A 17858-nucleotide genomic window follows, 5' to 3' on the forward strand; every position below is an offset into this window, starting at 1 on the left:
GTGGGGGTCTGCTGGTGCCGGGCGGCGCGGGCCAGCTCGGCGGTGCGGGCCGTGGTGTACTCKATGACTTCCGCGACGGTGCGCGGCGAGGTGTCGGCGTCCAGGGCCTCGGCGAGCGCGCGCGTGAAGTGGCTGCCGGCCTCGTCGTCGGAGCCGCAGGTCTGCCCCGGGCCGCAGCCGAAGAGGACGGCGACGCGGTCGTGCCCCGCGGGGAAGACGGTGGCCCGGCCGCCGTGCGAGCCGCCGTCCGGGTCGGCGGGGTCGCGGCAGGCGTCGACGGTGAGCAGCACCGTCCCGGCCCGGCAGCCCTGGAGCAGCGAGGCCAGGTCCAGGTCGATGAGGCTGTCGAGCGCGACCTCGGGCGGGTCGGCGGCCCAGCTCAACTGGGCGTCGGAGGGCACGAGATGGTCGGCGCCGCCGACGGAGAGACCGTGCCCGGTGAAGTGGACGAGGACCGTCCCGTCCTCCGGCGCGGTGCAGCAGATCCGGCTGACGGCGCTGCGGACGCGGGAGCGCTGGGCGGGCTTGTCGGGCGCGAGTCCGAGGACCTCGACGCTGTACCCGGAGGAGCGCAGGGCGGCGCCGATCAGCTCCGCGTCCCGGTCCACCGCGGCCGTCAGATCCGGGAACTCCTCCTCCAGTTCATACCTCGGCACCGCGACGATCAGCGCCTGCTTGCTGTCCCCCATGGCCCGCGTCTCCCCTTTCGAGCGCAACACGGGCCAGGATCCCACAGGGCACCGACAGTGACTCCGGCCGCAGACGCCGTCCCCGTCCGCCGCCGGTCCCACCGGCCGCGTACCGGCTCACCAGACGCGTACCGACCCTCCCGTCGCGAAGACCGGGCTCGTGGCGTCGGCCGGGGGCTCCTTGAGGGGTTCGGCCAGTTCCGCGACGGTGGGGCCCACGCGGGCGGCGACGCGGCCGAGCGCCGCCAGGTCGAAGCCGTAGACGCGGGCGGCGTTCCCGCCGACCATGGCCGCGATCTCGTCCCGGGGCAGACCCGCGTAACTGAAGCGCAGGCCCTCGCGGGAGTAGGGGTGGGTGCCCTCGTCGTGCGGGTAGTCGCTGCCCCACATGATCTTGTCGAGGCCGATGCGGTCGCGCAGGGCCGCCTCGTGCGGGCGCATGAAGCTGGCGCCCACGAAGCAGTTGTCGCGCCAGACCTCGGAGGGCCCCTTGCCCATCGACTCGGCGAGGCCCGCGCCGAACTTCGACTCGGCCGTCCCGGCGCCGGACCTCCGCGCCGCCGCGGCGACGAGCCGGGCGTGGTAGTAGTCCAGCATGTCCAGGACGCCCGGTATCCAGCCGGAGCCCTGTTCGGTGAGGACGAGCCGCAGCTCCGGGTGGCGGCGGAAGGCGCCGCCGAAGACCAGGTGCCACAGCGCCCGGTGCGAGAACCACGTCGTCTCGACCATGAACACCGCGCGCGCGGCCGGTTCGTCGCCGAGCGGTGGCGACGCCGAGCCCGCGTGGTGGTTGACCGGGACGCCGAGTTCCGCGCAGGCGTCCCAGATCGGGTCGTACGCGGCCGAGTACAGCTCCGGCAGTCCCGAGCCCGGCGGTGTGCCGGGCAGCATGACGCCGCCCGTGAGGCCCGCCGCCGCGCACCGGCGGATCTCCCTGACCGCCTCCTCCACGTCGTTGAGCAGGATCTGGAAGACGCCCGCCCTGCGGCCCGGCGCGGCGGCGCAGAAGTCGGCGAGCCACCGGTTGTGGGCGCGCAGCCCCGCCCAGCGCCGCTCGAACTCCTCGCGCGTGGGGGCCGGAGCCATCAGTGACGCGGAGGGGAAGAAGGGCGGGATGGTGTTGGGGAAGACGACCTCGGCGACGATGCCGTCCGCCTCCAGTTCGGCGAGGCGGCGGCCGGAGTTCCAGTTGCGGTCGGCGGTGTCGGCGAGGAGGTCCTCGTAGGGGTTGACGTAGGTGGCCGCCCAGTCGTCGAAGGCGTCGTGGTGCCGGGCCTCCAGGTAGGGCCGGTAGTCGAGCAGGTCGGCTCCGGCGTGGCAGTCGGCCGAGATGACGGTGTAGCGGTCTCCGCTCATGCGTCCGCTCCGAGGGCCGGGAAGTCGTGGCCGGTCAGCCAGTGGCGGCCGACCTCGCGCGAGCGCGCCCAGGAGGCCTCGACCGCCCGCTGGCCGGGGTCCTGGCCGAGGTCGGCGGGGGTGGGGCCGATACGGGCGGCCAGCGGCGCGAGCCTTGCGGTGTCGAAGCCGAAGACCTCGGCGGCGGCGAGGCCGAGCATGCGCCGGGTCTCGGCCACGGGGATGTCGTGGAAGGTCTTCCGCAGCCACGCGCGCGTGTCGGGCCAGGTGCCCTCGGGGTGCGGGAAGTCGCTGCCCCAGAGGATGTTGTCGACGCCGATCTCGTACCGCTGGGCGAGCTCGCGCCGCTTGGTGTTGGTGGCGCAGACGAAGATCTGCCGGTCGAGGTACTCGTGCGGGGGCCGCTTGAGCTCCGAGAACGGGGAGAGCTTCTTGCCGCCGTGCGCCCCCAGGTAGAGGCGGTCCATGAACCACAGCAGGTTCGGCAGCCACCAGCAGCCCGACTCGGCGACGCCGAACCTCAGGCCGGGATGGCGCTCGAAGACACCCGACCAGAGCATGAACCACAGGGGCCGCGCGGGCCACCAGGTCACTTCGGAGACGTAGATCCCGAGATGGTCGCCGTACTCGTGGCGGGGCGCCGCTCCGGAGTGGGTGACCACGGGCATCGCGCACGCGGCCGCCGCCGCCCACACGGGGTCGTAACGCCGGTCGTGGTAGGGCGCCTTGTCGACCCACATGGAGGGGATCATCAGCGCCCCGAGCCCGGACTCTTTGGCCCGGTGGATCTCGGCCACGACGCGGTCGACGTCGCCGGTGACGGGGAGCAGGGCGACGCCGCAGTGCCGTTCGGGGTGCTCGGACACGAAGTCGGCGAGCCAGCGGTTGTGCGCCCGGGCACCCGCCATGCCGAGTTCGGGGGCCTGGTCGCCGGAGAGCCCGAGGCCCACGCCGAAGGGCGCGGCGGTCCCGCTGTCCACGGCGTCCGCGTCGGGGAAGACGACCTCGGCGGCGACCCCGTCGCCGTCCAGCTCCTTCAGGCGCTGCGCGGTGTCCCAGCCGCCGCGCAGCCCCTCCTCGTTGTCCTTGAACCACCGGGCGGCGAACGCGTCGTTGCGGATGCCGAGCCGGGTCGCCTCCTCGCGGCGGGCGTCGCGCTCGCCCAGGAAGCCGTCGAAGGCGCGGTGGAAGCGGCTGTCGAGATAGGGCCGGTACTCCTCGGTGGGAAGTCCGGCGTGGCAGTCGGAGGAGATGATCAGGTACGGGTCCTGGGCGCTCATCGGGGCGCTCCCTTCGGGCCGGTCAGTCCAGGATGAAGTTCTCCAGGTACGCGGGGTCGGCGCGGTCGAGCATCGACCGCGACCGCGCTCTGATCTGCCGGTCGCTGTGCTCGCTCGCCGGAAGCAGCCAGAAGCGCCCGGCCGCGACGCCCTCGGCGACGAAGTCGGCGACCTCCTCGACGGGCGTGAACGCCACCTCCTCGCCCGCGTCCCGCATGGCGGCCTCGAACTGGGCGATGGTGCGGTACGGGGTCCTGCGCGGCCGGGTCTTGGCGTAGCGGTCGGGCCGGTTGCGGTGCGACTCCCACAGGCCGGTGCGCAGCATGTGCGGTCCGGGGAAGAGCACGGAGGCGCCCACGCGCGCGTGTTCCGCCTTCAGGTGGGCGTACAGCGACTCGGTCATCGTCACCACGGCGGCCTTGGTGACCGCGTACACGGAGGCGGTGGGCAGCGGCGCGATGCCGCCGTCGCCGGAGGAGGTGTTGACGACGTGGCCCGGCTCGCCGCCCGCGAGCATGCGCGGCACGAAGGCCTGGATGCCGTGGAAGACGCCCCAGACGTTGACCTCGAAGGCCCACTTCCAGTCGTTCGGCTCGTGCTCCCACATGCGGCCCTCGGCGCCGGAGCCGACCCCCGCGTTGTTGCAGAGCAGATGGACGGCGCCGAACCTGTCGTACGCCTCCTCGGCCAGGGCCATGACCTCCTCGCGCCGCCCGACGTCGGTCACGCGCGCGTGCACCTCCGCGCCGTCCTCGCGCAGGCTCGCGGCGGCCTTCTCCAGCGCGCTCCGCTCGACGTCGGCGAGGACGACCTTGAGCCCGTCCGCCGAGAACCGGCGGGCCATGGCGAGGCCGATGCCGCTCGCGGCGCCCGTCACCACCGCGACCTGTCCCGCACGCAGTTCCATCTCAGACGCTCCCCTCGGGCGGGCCGTCGAGGATCTGGGCGGGGTCGTCGTAGCGCTGGTGGATGTAGGGCAGCAGGGCCTGGGCGTCGACGCGCTCGACGACGCGGCCCCGCTGGTCGGTGGTCTTCTCGCCGATGGTGATCTTGACGACGGCACGCACGGGGAGGTCGGCCACGGGGTCGTACACCGACTCGCGCAGCACGACGTCCCCGGTGACACCCTCCAGCTTGCGGACCTTCTCGTTGCGCACGCAGTGCACGAGCACCGGGTCGGCGTCGAAGCCCGAACCGTCCACCGCGGGCAGGAACTTGAAGTAGAAGTCGGTCCTCACGGCCGGTCCGGGGAGTGGCAGGGCGCCGCTGACCGCGCCGCGCACCTCCACGAAGGCGATGCCGTGCCGGGCCAGCGAGGCGCGCACGACGAGGCCCTCGCGCTCGACCTCCACCTCGCCGAGCTTCTTCGGCTCCCCGAAGACCTCGCGCCCGCCGGTCAGCGCGCGCTCATGGGTCATCGGCATCACCAGCGGATACCAGCCGCGCACTCCCCCGTGCTCGGCGGCGACGGCCACGGAGCCCGCGCCGAGCGGATAGCCGGGCAGGTCCACCTTGCTGATGTTCGCCCGTACGAGTGGCTGCCCGGTGGGCTTCAGAGGCGGCGGCAGCACGGCCGCGACCGCGTCCGGATCGCTCTCCCAGACGGCCACCACGCCCGTGGACCAGATGTCCGGGAGCTTCGCGCTCGCGGTGCGCGCGGCGGCGATCCCGGCCTCGTCGCGCGCTCCGTACCGTACGCGTGGCATGTCGTACCACCCTTCGTCAGCGCGGACTCCGGTCCGCGGCCGTCACGTGCGGGGCCCGGCCCGTGCGGTCGGCCGGAGTGGCTTGCGGTGGGTCTGTAACACAGTTACAACAGGAGCCGTGAAGGGTAAAGAGACGCGCACGCTGAACCGGGGCGATGTGCTCGACGCCGCCGAGGACCTGGTGAAGCGGCACGGCCCGCGGGCCCTGACGATGCGCGGCCTCGCCGCCGAGCTCGGCACCGCCGTCACCTCGATCTACTGGCACGTGGGCAACCGCGAGTCGCTCCTGGACGCCCTGGTCGAGCGCACGCTGGCCGACCTCGGCGAGATCCGCCCCACCGGCCGCACGCCCGCGGGCCGCATCGTCTCGGTGGCCCGCGCGCTGCGCGGGCTGCTGCGCGACCATCCGCATCTGGTCGCGCTGGTGCATGAACGCGGGCTGACCGAACGGATGTTCCTGCCCGCCCAACGGGCCCTGGTGCACGAGGTGCATGAGGCGGGGCTGCGCGGCGCCCGTGCCGCCGACGCCGTGCGCGCCGTCCAGGTTCATGTCGTGGGCCATGTCCTGGTCGAGCGCGCCCGTGAACGCGCCCCCGTCCAGCGCCCCGGCGAGGCGGAGCTGTGGACGGCTCAGGCGGCGGAGCGGGACGGCGCGCTCGCCCGCGCGCTGGCCGCGCCGCTCGACGCGGAGTCGCTCTTCACCCTGTCCGTCAAGGCTCTGGTGACCGGGCTTGTGGGACCGGGGAGCTGACTGTCAGTCGCGGCCCGTATCCTCATGGACCATGCTCGAAGACCAGACGACCGCAGCGTCCGCCGCCCCCTGGCCGGCCGCGTATCCAACGGGGTACGCGGTCGTCGACGTCGAGACCACCGGCCTGGCCCGCGACGACCGCATAGTCTCGGCCGCCGTCTACCGCGTCGGCGCCCGGGGCGACATCGAGGACCACTGGTACACCCTGGTCAACCCCCAGCGCGATCCCGGACCCGTCTGGATCCACGGCCTCACCACCGAGGTGCTCGCGGACGCGCCGCTGTTCAAGGACATCGCCGAGGAGTTCGCGAGCCGCCTCGACGGCCGCGTCCTGGTCGCCCACAACGCCGTCTTCGACTGGTCGATGATCGCCAGGGAGTACGCACGCGCGCAGGTCACCGCCCCCGTCCGGCAGCGGCTGTGCACCATCGCGCTCTCCAAGGAGCTCGCGCTGCCGCTGCCCAACCACAAGCTGGAGTCCCTGGCCGCGCACTTCGGCGTCGAGCAGCGCCACGCGCACAACGCGCTGGACGACGCCCGGGTGCTCGCCGAGGCGTTCCGCCCGAGCCTGCTCGCGGCCGCGGGCGGCAATGTCCGGCTGCCGCTCCTGGAGTGCCGTCCGCTCACCGAGTGGTCCGACGGGCCGCCCCGGGTGGTGCGCCAGTCCACCGGCTCCGCGCCCTCCGCCGCGTACCGGCCGACGAGTTGGCGGCCCTCGCGCAAGCGGCCGCCGTGCCCGTACCCGAATCCGGGCCGTTACGAAACGGGCAAACCACTCAAGCAGGGCATGCGGGTGGCGTTCTCCGGGGACACCTCCGTCGAGCGCGACCTCCTGGAGGACCGGGCGGTCGAGGCGGGTCTGCACATCGCCACCAGCGTGTCGCGCCTCACCAGCCTGCTCGTCACGAACGACCCGGACTCCGGCACCTCCAAGACCGTCAAGGCGCGCTCGTTCGGCACGCCCGTGATCGACGAGGCCGCCTTCGGCCAGCTCCTCCAGGACGTGGCGCCCGCGACCGGGGGATGACCCCGCCCGCGACGGAGAGGTGACCGTCGGACGGAGAGGTGACCGTCAGACGGAGAGGTGACCGTCAGACGGGTGATTGCGCACGACTCGCCCGCCGACGGCTCGCCCCGCACCGCCGCCGCGTCCCACCCTGTGGCGCATGGCACGTTGCGAGGTCTGCGGAAACGACTACGGCATGTCCTTCGAGGTGCACGCGCAGGGCGCGGTGCACGTCTTCGACTGCTTCTCCTGCGCCATCCACCGCATGGCGCCCATCTGCGAGCACTGCCGGTGCCGCATCATCGGCCAGGGCGTGGAGGTCGACGGGCACTGGTACTGCGGCGCCCACTGCTCGCGCGCGGAGGGCCGGGTGGGCATCATCGACAAGGTCTGACCCGGCTCCGCCCCGCCCGGGGGCGGCGCTCACCCCGACCCCACCGCCGGACACCCCATGACCGAGTTGTACGGTCGTGGGGTGTACCGCTTCCTGTTGTCCCGGCAGTGGGTGATCCTCACCCTCATCGCCCTCGTTCTCATCCCCGTGATGGTCGAGCTGGGCTTCTGGCAGTTGCACCGGCACGAGCACCGTGTCGCGCAGAACGAGCGGATCTCCAGGGCGCTGGCCGCCGACCCGGTCCCGGCCGCGTCGCTCACCTCCCCCGGGCACGAGGTGCCGAGGGCGGACCTGTACCGCAGGGTGAGCGCCGAGGGCAGGTTCGACACGGAGCACGAGGTCGTCGTGCGGCGCCGCACGAACTCCGACGACAAGGTCGGCTTCCACGTCCTGACCCCCTTCGTCCTCGACGGCGGCAAGGTCCTCCTGGTCAACCGCGGCTGGATCCCGGCCGACGGACCGCAGACCGCCTTCCCCGAAGTTCCCGCGCCGCCCCGGGGCCATACGGTCGTCACCGGCCGCCTCATGGCCGACGAGACGTCCGCGGAGAGCGGCATCAAGGACATCCGCGGGCTGCCCGACCGCCAGATCATGCTGATCAGCAGCGGGCAGATGGCCCACACCCTCGGCAAGGAGGTCCTCGGCGGATACGTCGAGCAGACCTCCCCCGAGCCCGTGGGCGGCACCCCCGAACCGATCGGCGAGCCCGACCACAGCGGCATCGGACCGCACATGGCCTACGCGGTGCAGTGGTGGCTGTTCGCCGCGGGCGTCCCGGTGGGCTGGGTCGTCCTGGTCCGCAGGGAGCGCCGCGACCGCGCCGCCGCCGCGGCGGCCACCGCCGAGGAGACGGCGCCCGCGGCCGTCTGACCGGCGGACCGTCCGACCGGCGCACCGTCTGACCGGCGCACCGGCGGAAGCAGCCTCCCATTACCCGATAACCCCAGGTCAGCCACGTTTCGGCAGGCTCACCGATTGGCGGGGCCCCCACGCGGGAACGCGTTCTTCGTGCCTCGCCCCATCGAAGACCTCGCGCTCATCGGCGACCATCAGACCGCCGCCCTCATCGCCAGTGACGGCTCGCTCGACTGGCTGTGCCTGCCCCGCTTCGACTCCGCCGCGTGCTTCGCCGCGCTGCTCGGCGACGAGGAGAACGGCCACTGGCGCATCGCCCCGGCCAACGAGGGCGCCTGCACCCGCCGTGCCTACCGGCCCGACTCCCTCGTCCTGGACACGGAGTGGGACACCGAGGACGGCTCGGTCCGCGTCACCGACTTCATGCCGCAGCGCGACCGCGCCCCCGACGTCGTCCGCATCGTCGAGGGCCTCAAGGGCAGCGTGACCATCCGCAGCACGCTCCGGCTCCGCTTCGACTACGGCTCGGTCGTGCCGTGGGTGCGCAAGGTCGACGGGCACCGCGTCGCCGTCGCGGGCCCGGACTCGGTCTGGCTGCGCAGCGAGCCCGCCGTGCACACCTGGGGCCACGCCTACGGCACCCACTCCGAGTTCACCGTCGAGGAGGGGGAGAAGGTGGCGTTCGTCCTCACCTGGCACCCCTCCCACGAGCCGCGCCCGTCCCTGCTCGACCCGTACGAGGCGCTGGAGGAGAGCCTCGCGGACTGGCGCGCCTGGACCGCCCGCTGCAACTACGAGGGACCGCTGCGCGAGACGGTCGTCCGCTCCCTCATCACCCTCAAGGCCCTCACCTACGCCCCGACCGGCGGCATCGTGGCCGCCCCCACCACCTCCCTGCCCGAGGAGATCGGCGGCGTCCGCAACTGGGACTACCGCTTCTGCTGGCTGCGCGACTCCACCCTCACCCTGAACGCCCTGGTCGCGGCCGGGTACCTGGAGGAGGCCGAGGCCTGGCGCGACTGGCTGCTGCGCGCGGTCGCGGGCAACGCCGACGACCTCCAGATCGTGTACGGGCTCGCCGGTGAGCGCCGGCTCCCCGAGTACGAGATCCCCTGGCTGCCCGGGTACGAGGGGTCGAGCCCGGTGCACGTCGGCAACGACGCCGTGAGCCAGCTCCAGCTCGACGTGTACGGCGAGGTCGTCGACTCCCTGTACCTCGCGCGCCGCGCGGGCCTGCACAGCCGCCCGCACGCGTGGAACCTCCAGCTCCAGCTCCTTGAGTTCCTGCGCGGGAAGTGGCGCGAGCCGGACAAGGGCCTGTGGGAGATGCGCGGCCCCGAGCGGCACTTCGTGCACTCCAAGGTGATGGTGTGGGTCGCCGCCGACCGGGCGGTGCGCACCCTGGAGGAGCACCCCGAGCTCCGCGGCGACGTCGAGTGCTGGCGCAAGCTGCGCGACGAGGTCCACCAGGAGGTCTGCGAGCGCGGCTACGACGCCGAGCGCAACACCTTCACCCAGTACTACGGCTCCGCGGAACTGGACGCCTCCCTGCTGCTCATCCCCCGTACGGGCTTCCTGCCGCCGGACGATCCGCGGGTCGTCGGCACGGTCGAAGCGGTCCGCGCCGAGCTGGACCACCACGGCCTGATGCTGCGGTACTCCTCGGCGGGGAACCGGGTCGACGGCCTGCCCGGCGAGGAGGGCACCTTCCTCGTCTGCTCCTTCTGGCTGGCGGACGCGCTGCACATGACGGGCCGCACCGAGGAGGCGTGCGCCCTGTTCGAGCGCCTGGCGGGACTCTGCAACGACGTGGGGCTCCTCGCCGAGGAGTACGACCCGGTCAACGGCCGTCAGCTCGGCAACTTCCCGCAGGCGTTCAGCCACATCGGCCTGGTCAACACCGCCCTCGCGCTCTACGGGACGGACACGGGAGACTAGGCGCATGGATCTTGGACTGGAAAACCGTGTCTACGTCGTCACCGGCGCCACCCGCGGCCTCGGCAACGCCACCGCGAGCAGGCTCGTCGCCGACGGCGCGAAGGTCGTCATCACCGGGCGCGACGCGAAGACCGTCGCCGAAGCCGCCGCCGAACTGGGCGAGAACGCGGTGGGCGTCGCCGCCGACAACGCCGACCCGGCCGTCGCGGACCGCCTGATCGCCGCCGCCCGCGAGCACTTCGGCGGCTTCGACGGCGTACTGATCAGCGTCGGCGGGCCCGCGCCCGGCTTCGTCGCCGACAACACCGACGAGCAGTGGCGGGCCGCCTTCGAATCGGTCTTCCTCGGTGCGGTGCGGCTCGCCCGCGCCGCCGCCGCCGAACTGGGCGAGGGCGGCGTCATCGGCTTCGTGCTCTCCGGTTCGGTGTACGAGCCGATCGCGGGCCTGACGATCTCCAACGGCCTGCGTCCTGGCCTCGCCGGGTTCGCCAAGTCCCTGGCGGACGAGCTGGGGCCGCGCGGCATCCGCGTCGTCGGTGTGCTCCCCGGCCGCATCGGCACCGACCGCATGCGCCAGCTCGACGGCCTCTCCCCGGACCCGGAGGCCACCCGCGCCGCCAACGAGGCGAGCATCCCGCTGCGCCGCTACGGCACCCCGGACGAGTTCGGCCGCACGGCCGCGTTCCTGCTCTCGCCCGCCGCCTCGTATCTGACAGGGGTCATGGTGCCGGTGGACGGCGGGTCCCGCAGCGGTTTCTGAGGGCCCCCGGACGGCGCGGGCCTCAGCTCACGCGCTCGGCGCGGTGCCTGACGCCGCGCAGCCGGACCGTGGCGGGCAGGCTCGCGAGGCCCGCCGAGTCACGGGCGCGGGCCAGGGCCTCGGCGGAGAAGCGGTGCAGGGCGTCGGCGGGCGCGGCGTGGGGTTGCAGGGCGAGCTCCGCGCGCGCCCGCGGCGCGGAGCGCCGTCCGGCCAGCGTGACCCGGGCCCGCTCGACGCCGTCCTGGGTCTCCGCCTCACCGGCCAGGACGCTCTCCATGGCGCGCCCGCGCAGCAGGGCGCCCTCGCCGTCGCCGGTCTCCACCAGGACCTCCGTGAGGCGGCGCCTGCGCAGCTGCGCGGAGAGCCACCACAGGGTGAGCAGGACGAGCAGCGCGAGGACGCCGATGACCACCGGCCAGAACCATCCGGCGTCCCGCCAGCGCGTCCGGTCGGCGGCGCTGAGCAGGACGTCGTGCCGCCCGTCGTGCATCCACCAGGAGGGCGGCGGCGCGCCGAGCCCCACGGCGAGCACGGAGCCGCCGAGGACCAGCAGGACGAGGCCTGCCAGGGCCAGGAGCACGCGGTTGACCGTGCGCAGCATGGCGCTCACCCCTTCCCGCCGGGCCGGGCGACATGGACCGAGAGGCCGGGCGCCTTGGCGAGCCCGAGGCCGTGGATGCCGTCGGCGAGCGTCGTGTCCAGATCGCCGCGTACGTCGTCGAGTTCGCGGAAGTGCGAGACGGCCCGCACCCGCACCGTGGAGCGCTTCATGCGGACCCGCACGGACTGCACGCCGGGCACGTCCATCGCGCGGTCGCGCAGCACCGTGGCGGCCGCGGTCCGCTCAAGGCCCGCGCGCACGTCGGAGTGGGTGCGCCGCATCGGCAGGAGCCCGCGCTGCCCGGGGGTCGCGGCGAGCACGAGCAGCCAGAGGCCGAGGGCTGCGGCCACTCCGGCCCCGACGAGCACCGCGGTGTCGTCCAGGGGGCGCTTCCCCAGCTCCCCGGCCAGCTCGCGCCGCCAGCGCATCGCCGGGTGGTCGGCCCGTACGGCGACGACGTCGTACAGGAGCAGCCCGGTACCCGCGAGGAACAGCACGGCGAGGAGTGCGGCGGGCACCCGGCGCCGGGCCCAGAACCGCCCCGCCTTGTCGCCGCCGTCGGCGAACGTGGGCCGCGGCCGGTGGTCGGCGGCGGACGCCGACTGGGCGAACTCACCCTCGGACCGGGCCTCCTCGATGACCGGGACCGGCAGCGGTCGCGTGCCGTCGTCGCCCTGCGGCCGGGTCCCGTCGTCCCCCTTGGCCTCCCTCATCGTGTCCTCCCCTGTGCCGAGGCGCGGACCCGCGCCGAGTGCAGCCGCTCCACCTGGACCGCCACTTCGGGCACGTCCATTCCCGCCAACGCCCTTACCCGTTCGGCGACACGGCGACGCACCGCGCCGCAGCGCCCGCCGATGTCGCAGGGGTAGTCCAGTTCGAGGCTGACGCGGACGCGGGCGGCGCCGTGGCTGACGGCGACGGTGGCGTGCGGCGGGGAGCCGTCGGGCGGCACCGTCCGCAGGGCCTCACGCGCCGCCTGCGCGGCGATCTTCGCGACGACCCGGTCGGCGATCCGGGTGGCGCCGCGCTCCCCGGCCGCGACCTGTGCCGCCACCGCTCACCGCCGCCGGTCGCCGCGGGTACGGAAGAACTCGCCGGGTTCCAGGTCCCCCTCAAGGAACCGACCGGCCACGAAGCCGATCGCGCCCAAGGCGGCCACCAGCAGGAACGCCCCGAATCCGCCGAAGTATCCGGCGAAGCCGAGCGCCATTCCTGCCACCATGCCGATCACGGCCATGCTCATCGTGCGCTCCTTCAGGAGACGGTCTTTCGTGCGTGCGGCCTTCGGGCCTACTGGAGGCGGCCCTCGGGTTCGTCGTCCTCCTCGTCGGGCAGCTTCACATCGCTCACGGCGATGTTGACCTCGACGACCTCAAGGCCGGTCATGCGCTCCACGGCGGTGACCACGTTCTCCCGTACGTCACGGGCGACGTCGGCGATCGACACGCCGTACTCGACGACGATCTCCAGGTCGAGCGCGGTCTGCACCTCGCCCACCTCGGCCTTCACACCGCGCGAGACGGATTTGGAGCCGCCGGGCACTCGGTCGCGCACGGCCCCGAAGGTCCGCGCGAGGCCGCCGCCCATCGCGTGCACGCCCTCGACGTCACGCGCGGCGAGCCCGGCGATCTTCTCGACGACCCCGTCGGCGATGGTGGTCTTGCCACGGCCGCCGGGGGCGCCGCCGAGACCGCCGCCGGCCGGCTCCTTCGCAGGTGTCGCGCCCGGGGAGTCCTTCTGCAACGTCTGAGACGTCTTCCGCTGTCCCGTGTCGGTCATCGCCGTCCCGTCCGTTCCGCAAGGGGATTAGCTTTCTTCGGCCACATTAAGTCCGGTTACGCGGCAGCGCTCCGGGGATGCGGCAGGGTGGAACCATGACGGGTGACGGTTGGACCCAGGCGGTACGCCGACAGCTGGGGCTCGGCAGGGTGCTGCCGCTCGGCGGCGCGGAAGACGGCACTTGGGTGACGGAGGCGGCGGCGGGCGGCGTGCTGCGCCGGGCTGCGCGCGGCGTCACCGGCGTACGCCTCGGCACGCTCCGCATCGCCCCGGCCGACCCCGGGCACGCGGGGACGGCGGCCGTGCCGCCACCGCCGAGCGCGCTGCCGCCGGGACCGCTGCGGATCACGGCGGACTTCGCGGCGTCCGCGGACGCGCCCCTGCCCGCGGCGGCGGACCGGCTGCGCGCGGCGCTCTCGGTGGCGGCGCGCGGCCTCGGCCTGGTGGCACCGGAGGTGGACCTGCGCGTGACGGCACTGCTCGACCAGGCGCGGGCAGGGGCGGACACGGCGTCCGAGTCCTCCGCGGAGGTACCGCCGGACGAGGACGGGGCGACGGTGGCCGGGGCCCGGAGCGACGCGGCGCGGGCCGCGCTCGCCGTGCCCGGGGTGCTCAGGCTGACCCGCGCGCTCGGCCCGGCCGTGCACATCGAGGAGCGCCCGGCGGCCCACGCGCTGCCGCGCCGCCACGCGCGCGTGGAGCTCGCCACAGGCGGCGGGCACCGCCCGCTGGACGTGGCGCTCGCAGTCCGCGCGGCGGTGGCGGGGGCGCTGCCGGACGACCCCACGGTGGCGGTGCTGATCACCGCCGTGGAATAGGGACGGCCCGGGGTACGTCAGTCGCCGAGGCCCGCGAGGTCGCGGAGCCTGCGGCCCTGTGCGGCCCGCTCGGCAACGCGCTGCTCCTCGTAGTCACGGTGTGTGGCGCCCTGGAGCAGCGCCTTGGTCTCGATGACGGCGTCGCGGGGCGCGGCGACGAGCGCGGCGGCCAGGTCCCCGGCGGCCGGGAGAAGCTGGTCCGCGGGCACGACGAGGTTGGCGAGGCCGACGCGCTCGGCCTCGTCCGCGTGGACGAAGCGTCCGGTGGCGCAGATCTCCAGGGCGCGGGCGTAGCCGACGAGCCCCACCAGCGGATGCGTGCCGGTGAGGTCGGGGACCAGGCCCAGGCTGGTCTCGCGCATGGCGAACTGCACGTCGTCCGCCGCGATCCGCAGATCGCAGGCGAGCGCCAACTGGAAGCCCGCGCCGATGGCATGCCCCTGGACGGCGGCGATGGACACGATGTCGCTCCGCCGCCACCAGGTGAACGCCTCCTGGTACTCGGCGATGGTGGCGTCCAGGACGCCGTCGTCGCCGCGTGCCAGATCGATGAAGGAGGGCTCGCCGTCGAAGCCCTCGGGCGTGAACGCCTGCCGGTCGAGGCCCGCGGAGAAGGACTTGCCCTCACCGCGCAGCACCACGACACGGACGCTGCCCGGCAGCAGCCGACCGGCTTCGGCCAACGCCCTCCACAGCGCGGGAGATTGGGCGTTACGTTTGGCCGGATTGGTCAGTGTCACCGTGGCGACGGCCTCGTCGATGGTGAGGCGTACGCCGTCCTTGTCGAGAACCGGTGCGTGCTCGCTGTCGGTCGAAGCCATGGGTGCCTCCGGTGGCATGCAGTCGGGCCGGACGCGTGGAAGCGTCGGTCAAGTGACTGCACAGTAACCACCCGGCCGATCACACGATCGACCGGGTGGCCACCGTAGGACCACGAACAGCGTGCCGCCGCTGTCAGCCGGCGGCGGCCTTCTTGCCTCGCGTCGCCCCGCCGCGTCCCCGCAGCGTGACGCCGGACTCGCTGAGCATCCGGTGCACGAAACCGTACGAACGACCGGTCTCTTCGGCCAGTGCCCGGATGCTCGCACCGCCGTCGTACTTCTTCTTCAGGTCTGCCGCGAGCTTGTCGCGCGCGGCGCCGGTCACCCGGCTGCCCTTCTTCAGAGTCTCGGCCACCCGTGCCTCCTCGTGGGAAGTGCGCTCTGGACTCTCATGATCACCCCTCATGGGCTTCCTGGCCACCCATTCGGCAAGGTCCGTACGACGAGGTTCGCGGTTCCGGATGCGTCCACCACGACTGGAATTAACGATTCCGCACGATAGATTTCCCGTACACGGACTGGCTCCGGGGAGAACGAGCAGGTCAGCGGCGTCCCGGACAGGCACATTCCGCATCCGACGCCACGGCGCCGAAATCCGTGTAGGACACACCTCGGTACGAGGACAGCTCACACAGATGAGGGATCACGGATCGGCCGAATGATCCATACGCAGTGGATCAATGGTTCGATCACGCGGAGTGGACGCCGCCGCACCGCGAGGCGAGCGGAGCGGCTCAGGCGAGGGCGACCAGGTCCGCGTAGTCCTGGCCCCACAGGTCCTCCACGCCGTCCGGGAGCAGGATGATCCGCTCCGGCTGGAGGGCCTCCACCGCGCCCTCGTCGTGGGTGACGAGGACGACCGCGCCCTTGTAGGTGCGCAGGGCGCCGAGGATCTCCTCGCGGCTCGCCGGGTCGAGGTTGTTGGTGGGCTCGTCCAGAAGGAGGACGTTGGCCGAGGAGACGACCAGGGTCGCGAGCGCGAGCCGGGTCTTCTCGCCGCCGGAGAGCACCCCCGCGGGCTTGTCGACGTCGTCCCCGGAGAAGAGGAACGAGCCGAGCGTCTTGCGCACCTCGACGAGGTCGAGGTCGGGGGCGGCCGAGCGCATGTTCTCCAGGACCGTGCGCTCGGGGTCCAGGGTCTCGTGCTCCTGCGCGTAGTAGCCGAGCTTGAGGCCGTGGCCCTCGATGACCTGGCCGGTGTCGGGCTTCTCGGCGCCGCCGAGCAGCCGGAGCAGGGTCGTCTTGCCCGCGCCGTTGAGCCCGAGGATGACGACGCGCGAGCCCTTGTCGATGGCCAGGTCGACGTCGGTGAAGATCTCCAGCGAGCCGTACGACTTCGAGAGGCCCTCGGCCATGAGCGGCGTCTTGCCGCACGGGGAGGGCTCGGGGAAGCGGAGCTTGGCGACCTTGTCGCTCTGGCGGACCTCCTCCAGACCCGCGAGGAGCTTGTCCGCGCGGCGCGCCATGTTCTGCGCGGCGACGGTCTTGGTGGCCTTGGCGCGCATCTTGTCGGCCTGCGAGTGCAGGGCGGCGGCCTTCTTCTCGGCGTTCTGCCGCTCGCGCTTACGGCGCTTCTCGTCGGACTCGCGCTGCTGCTGGTAGAGCTTCCAGCCCATGTTGTAGACGTCGATCGCGGAGCGGTTGGCGTCGAGGTAGAAGACCTTGTTGACGACCGTCTCGACGAGGTCGACGTCGTGGGAGATCACGATGAAGCCGCCGCGGTAGGTCTTCAGGTAGTCGCGCAGCCAGACGATCGAGTCGGCGTCGAGGTGGTTGGTCGGCTCGTCAAGGAGGAGCGTGTCGGCGTCCGAGAAGAGGATGCGGGCCAGCTCGATACGGCGGCGCTGACCGCCGGAGAGCGTGTGCAGGGGCTGGCCGAGCACCCGGTCGGGCAGGTTGAGCGCGGCGGCGATGGTGGCGGCCTCGGCCTCGGCGGCGTACCCGCCCTTGGTGAGGAACTCCGTCTCCTGGCGCTCGTACTGCTTGAGGGCCTTCTCGCGGGTGTTGCCCGTGCCGTTCGCGATGCGCTGTTCGTTCTCGCGCATCTTGCGGATCAGGGTGTCCAGGCCGCGCGCGGAGAGGATGCGGTCGCGGGCCAGCACGTCGAGGTCGCCGGTGCGGGGGTCCTGCGGGAGGTACCCGACCTCTCCGGAGCGCGCGATGGTGCCGCCCGCGGGGGTGCCCTCGCCCGCCAGGCACTTGGTGAGGGTGGTCTTGCCCGCCCCATTGCGGCCGACGAGGCCGATGCGGTCGCCCTTCGCGATGCGGAAGGTGGCGTTCTCGATGAGGATGCGGGCGCCGGCGCGCAGCTCGATGCCGGAAGCGGTGATCACGGGGGTACTCCTGAACAGGGTGGACGGCGAGAGGGACGACTGCGGGTGGTCGGGACCGGTGTCTACGCCGTCCAACTGAGGAGAGGAGCTGCCATGGCAGCCATTCTAACGGCCCAGCGCAACTAGTTTTCTGGGCGACCGCCGCCGCCGTCCCCGGGTGCGCCGGGCCCCAGGTCACCGTTGCCGAGGGGCGTGCGGCCCGGAACGATTCTGCCGAGGCCGTCCACCGCGATGACCTGCGCGGTCCAGGGGGCGGCCGGTCCCGTGCAGGGCTGGGCGACCAGGAGGGCCCCGCCGCGCCGCAGCGCGCGGGCGGGCTCGAAGGCGCAGCCGGGGCGGGCGGSCAGCACCCAGCGCAGGTCCCCGTCGACGGCGCGGTAGGCGGTGATGCGCCGCGGGGTGACGACCGCCAGCATGCGGGCGCCGGGGGCCAGTGGCCGCAGCACTCCGGCGCCGCCCCGGGCCGCCGGGGTGCGCAGCCAGGCGGCGCTCGCGGGGACGGCGCGGTGCCAGCGCACGGCACGTCCGTCGCGCGCGGTGTCGGTGACCAGGCCGTCGCTCCAGAGCGCGAAGGCGTGCCCGGGGGCGGCGAGCAGGGTGACGGGGGTGCGCCCCTCGCGCGTGTACGTCCAGCGGGCGCCGCCGCTCCGCCGGTCGTACGCCTCCACCGCTCTGCCCCTGACCCGCAGCCCGGGTGCCGGGCGCGGCCCGGCGCCCTCCACGCGCGCGTGGACGGTGAGGCGGTCTCCGTAGGGAGCCGGCCGCGAGTGG

The 17858-nt window shown here is 73.3% G+C and carries 21 protein-coding genes; 7 read left to right on the top strand and 14 right to left on the bottom strand.

All coding sequences use genetic code 11. From position 1 onward, the window contains the following. The 5 genes from AB8Z36_RS07850 to AB8Z36_RS07870 all read right to left on the bottom strand — a co-directional run. The coding region (locus AB8Z36_RS07850; RefSeq protein WP_369212470.1) for a caspase family protein at positions 1-689 on the bottom strand (689 nt) is incomplete at its 3' end. A gap of 117 nt (positions 690-806) precedes the next feature. Continuing rightward, the gene (locus tag AB8Z36_RS07855; RefSeq protein ID WP_369212471.1) at positions 807-2045 is read right to left on the bottom strand and encodes an amidohydrolase family protein; all 1239 of its coding nucleotides are present in this window, start codon (positions 2043-2045) and stop codon (positions 807-809) included. After that, positions 2042-3325 carry an amidohydrolase family protein gene (locus AB8Z36_RS07860; protein ID WP_369212472.1) on the bottom strand — a complete coding sequence of 428 codons (1284 nt, stop codon included), beginning with the start codon at positions 3323-3325 and terminating at the stop codon, positions 2042-2044. The genes AB8Z36_RS07855 and AB8Z36_RS07860 overlap by 4 nt, the downstream gene beginning before the upstream one ends. 22 nt (positions 3326-3347) lie before the next feature. After that, positions 3348-4232, bottom strand: a complete 885-nt coding sequence (locus tag AB8Z36_RS07865; RefSeq protein WP_369212473.1) for an SDR family NAD(P)-dependent oxidoreductase — start codon at positions 4230-4232, stop codon at positions 3348-3350. 1 nt (position 4233) lies between these two features. Then, positions 4234-5031 (bottom strand): acetoacetate decarboxylase family protein, encoded by a 798-nt coding sequence (locus AB8Z36_RS07870; RefSeq protein WP_369212474.1) that lies wholly within the window; start codon positions 5029-5031, stop codon positions 4234-4236. A 118-nt stretch (positions 5032-5149) separates the two neighbouring features. On the opposite strand from AB8Z36_RS07870, the gene AB8Z36_RS07875 reads away from it, so the two are divergent. The 6 genes from AB8Z36_RS07875 to AB8Z36_RS07900 all read left to right on the top strand — a co-directional run bounded on the left by AB8Z36_RS07875 (position 5150) and on the right by AB8Z36_RS07900 (position 10735). Beyond that, positions 5150-5782, top strand: a complete 633-nt coding sequence (locus AB8Z36_RS07875; RefSeq protein ID WP_369212475.1) for a TetR/AcrR family transcriptional regulator — start codon at positions 5150-5152, stop codon at positions 5780-5782. Between the two features lie 31 nt (positions 5783-5813). Continuing rightward, on the top strand, positions 5814-6809 hold the full coding sequence (locus AB8Z36_RS07880) for a DEDDh family exonuclease (RefSeq protein WP_369212476.1): 996 nt from the start codon (positions 5814-5816) through the stop codon (positions 6807-6809). Between the two features lie 139 nt (positions 6810-6948). Continuing rightward, on the top strand, positions 6949-7182 hold the full coding sequence (locus AB8Z36_RS07885; protein ID WP_076686896.1) for a hypothetical protein: 234 nt from the start codon (positions 6949-6951) through the stop codon (positions 7180-7182). Between the two features lie 81 nt (positions 7183-7263). After that, positions 7264-8052: an SURF1 family cytochrome oxidase biogenesis protein gene (locus AB8Z36_RS07890; protein ID WP_369212488.1), complete on the top strand. Its 789-nt coding sequence runs from the start codon at positions 7264-7266 to the stop codon at positions 8050-8052. Between the two features lie 138 nt (positions 8053-8190). Beyond that, a complete protein-coding gene (locus AB8Z36_RS07895) occupies positions 8191-9975 on the top strand; it encodes a glycoside hydrolase family 15 protein (protein ID WP_369212477.1) in 1785 nt (594 codons plus the stop codon). A 4-nt stretch (positions 9976-9979) separates the two neighbouring features. Then, positions 9980-10735 carry an SDR family oxidoreductase gene (locus AB8Z36_RS07900; protein ID WP_369212478.1) on the top strand — a complete coding sequence of 252 codons (756 nt, stop codon included), beginning with the start codon at positions 9980-9982 and terminating at the stop codon, positions 10733-10735. A gap of 22 nt (positions 10736-10757) precedes the next feature. Here AB8Z36_RS07900 and amaP read toward each other — a convergent pair whose 3' ends face one another. Genes amaP through AB8Z36_RS07925 form a run of 5 tightly spaced genes read right to left on the bottom strand, consistent with a single transcriptional unit; the run spans position 10758 to position 13115 of the window. Further along, entirely contained in the window at positions 10758-11336 is a 579-nt protein-coding gene (amaP, locus tag AB8Z36_RS07905) for an alkaline shock response membrane anchor protein AmaP (protein ID WP_369212479.1), read from the bottom strand. Positions 11337-11341: 5 nt separating this feature from the next. Continuing rightward, the gene (locus AB8Z36_RS07910; protein WP_369212480.1) at positions 11342-12049 is read right to left on the bottom strand and encodes a DUF6286 domain-containing protein; all 708 of its coding nucleotides are present in this window, start codon (positions 12047-12049) and stop codon (positions 11342-11344) included. Beyond that, the gene (locus AB8Z36_RS07915; RefSeq protein WP_369212481.1) at positions 12046-12390 is read right to left on the bottom strand and encodes a hypothetical protein; all 345 of its coding nucleotides are present in this window, start codon (positions 12388-12390) and stop codon (positions 12046-12048) included. Before AB8Z36_RS07915 ends, AB8Z36_RS07910 begins: the two co-directional genes overlap by 4 nt. Before the next feature lie 3 nt (positions 12391-12393). Further along, positions 12394-12579, bottom strand: coding sequence for a hypothetical protein (locus AB8Z36_RS07920; protein WP_369212482.1), 186 nt, complete (start codon positions 12577-12579; stop codon positions 12394-12396). A gap of 47 nt (positions 12580-12626) precedes the next feature. Beyond that, on the bottom strand, positions 12627-13115 hold the full coding sequence (locus AB8Z36_RS07925) for an Asp23/Gls24 family envelope stress response protein (RefSeq protein WP_369212483.1): 489 nt from the start codon (positions 13113-13115) through the stop codon (positions 12627-12629). A gap of 95 nt (positions 13116-13210) precedes the next feature. On the opposite strand from AB8Z36_RS07925, the gene AB8Z36_RS07930 reads away from it, so the two are divergent. Next, the gene (locus AB8Z36_RS07930; RefSeq protein ID WP_369212484.1) at positions 13211-13933 is read left to right on the top strand and encodes a nucleopolyhedrovirus P10 family protein; all 723 of its coding nucleotides are present in this window, start codon (positions 13211-13213) and stop codon (positions 13931-13933) included. 17 nt (positions 13934-13950) lie between these two features. Here the strand turns inward: AB8Z36_RS07930 and AB8Z36_RS07935 are convergent, their stop codons facing one another. The 4 genes from AB8Z36_RS07935 to AB8Z36_RS07950 form a co-directional block, all read right to left on the bottom strand. Then, positions 13951-14754 carry an enoyl-CoA hydratase/isomerase family protein gene (locus tag AB8Z36_RS07935; protein ID WP_369212485.1) on the bottom strand — a complete coding sequence of 268 codons (804 nt, stop codon included), beginning with the start codon at positions 14752-14754 and terminating at the stop codon, positions 13951-13953. Positions 14755-14887: 133 nt separating this feature from the next. Then, positions 14888-15109, bottom strand: coding sequence for a helix-turn-helix domain-containing protein (locus AB8Z36_RS07940; protein ID WP_055550175.1), 222 nt, complete (start codon positions 15107-15109; stop codon positions 14888-14890). A gap of 379 nt (positions 15110-15488) precedes the next feature. Then, complete coding sequence (gene abc-f, locus AB8Z36_RS07945) at positions 15489-17087, bottom strand: ribosomal protection-like ABC-F family protein (RefSeq protein WP_369212486.1); 1599 nt, start codon at positions 17085-17087, stop codon at positions 15489-15491. A 122-nt stretch (positions 17088-17209) separates the two neighbouring features. Continuing rightward, positions 17210-17858 (bottom strand): hypothetical protein (locus AB8Z36_RS07950; RefSeq protein WP_369212487.1); only part of this gene is annotated, 649 nt, incomplete at its 5' end.

It is taken from the genome of Streptomyces flavofungini (assembly GCF_041028215.1).
GTDB classification, from domain to species: Bacteria; Actinomycetota; Actinomycetes; order Streptomycetales; family Streptomycetaceae; genus Streptomyces; species Streptomyces flavofungini_B.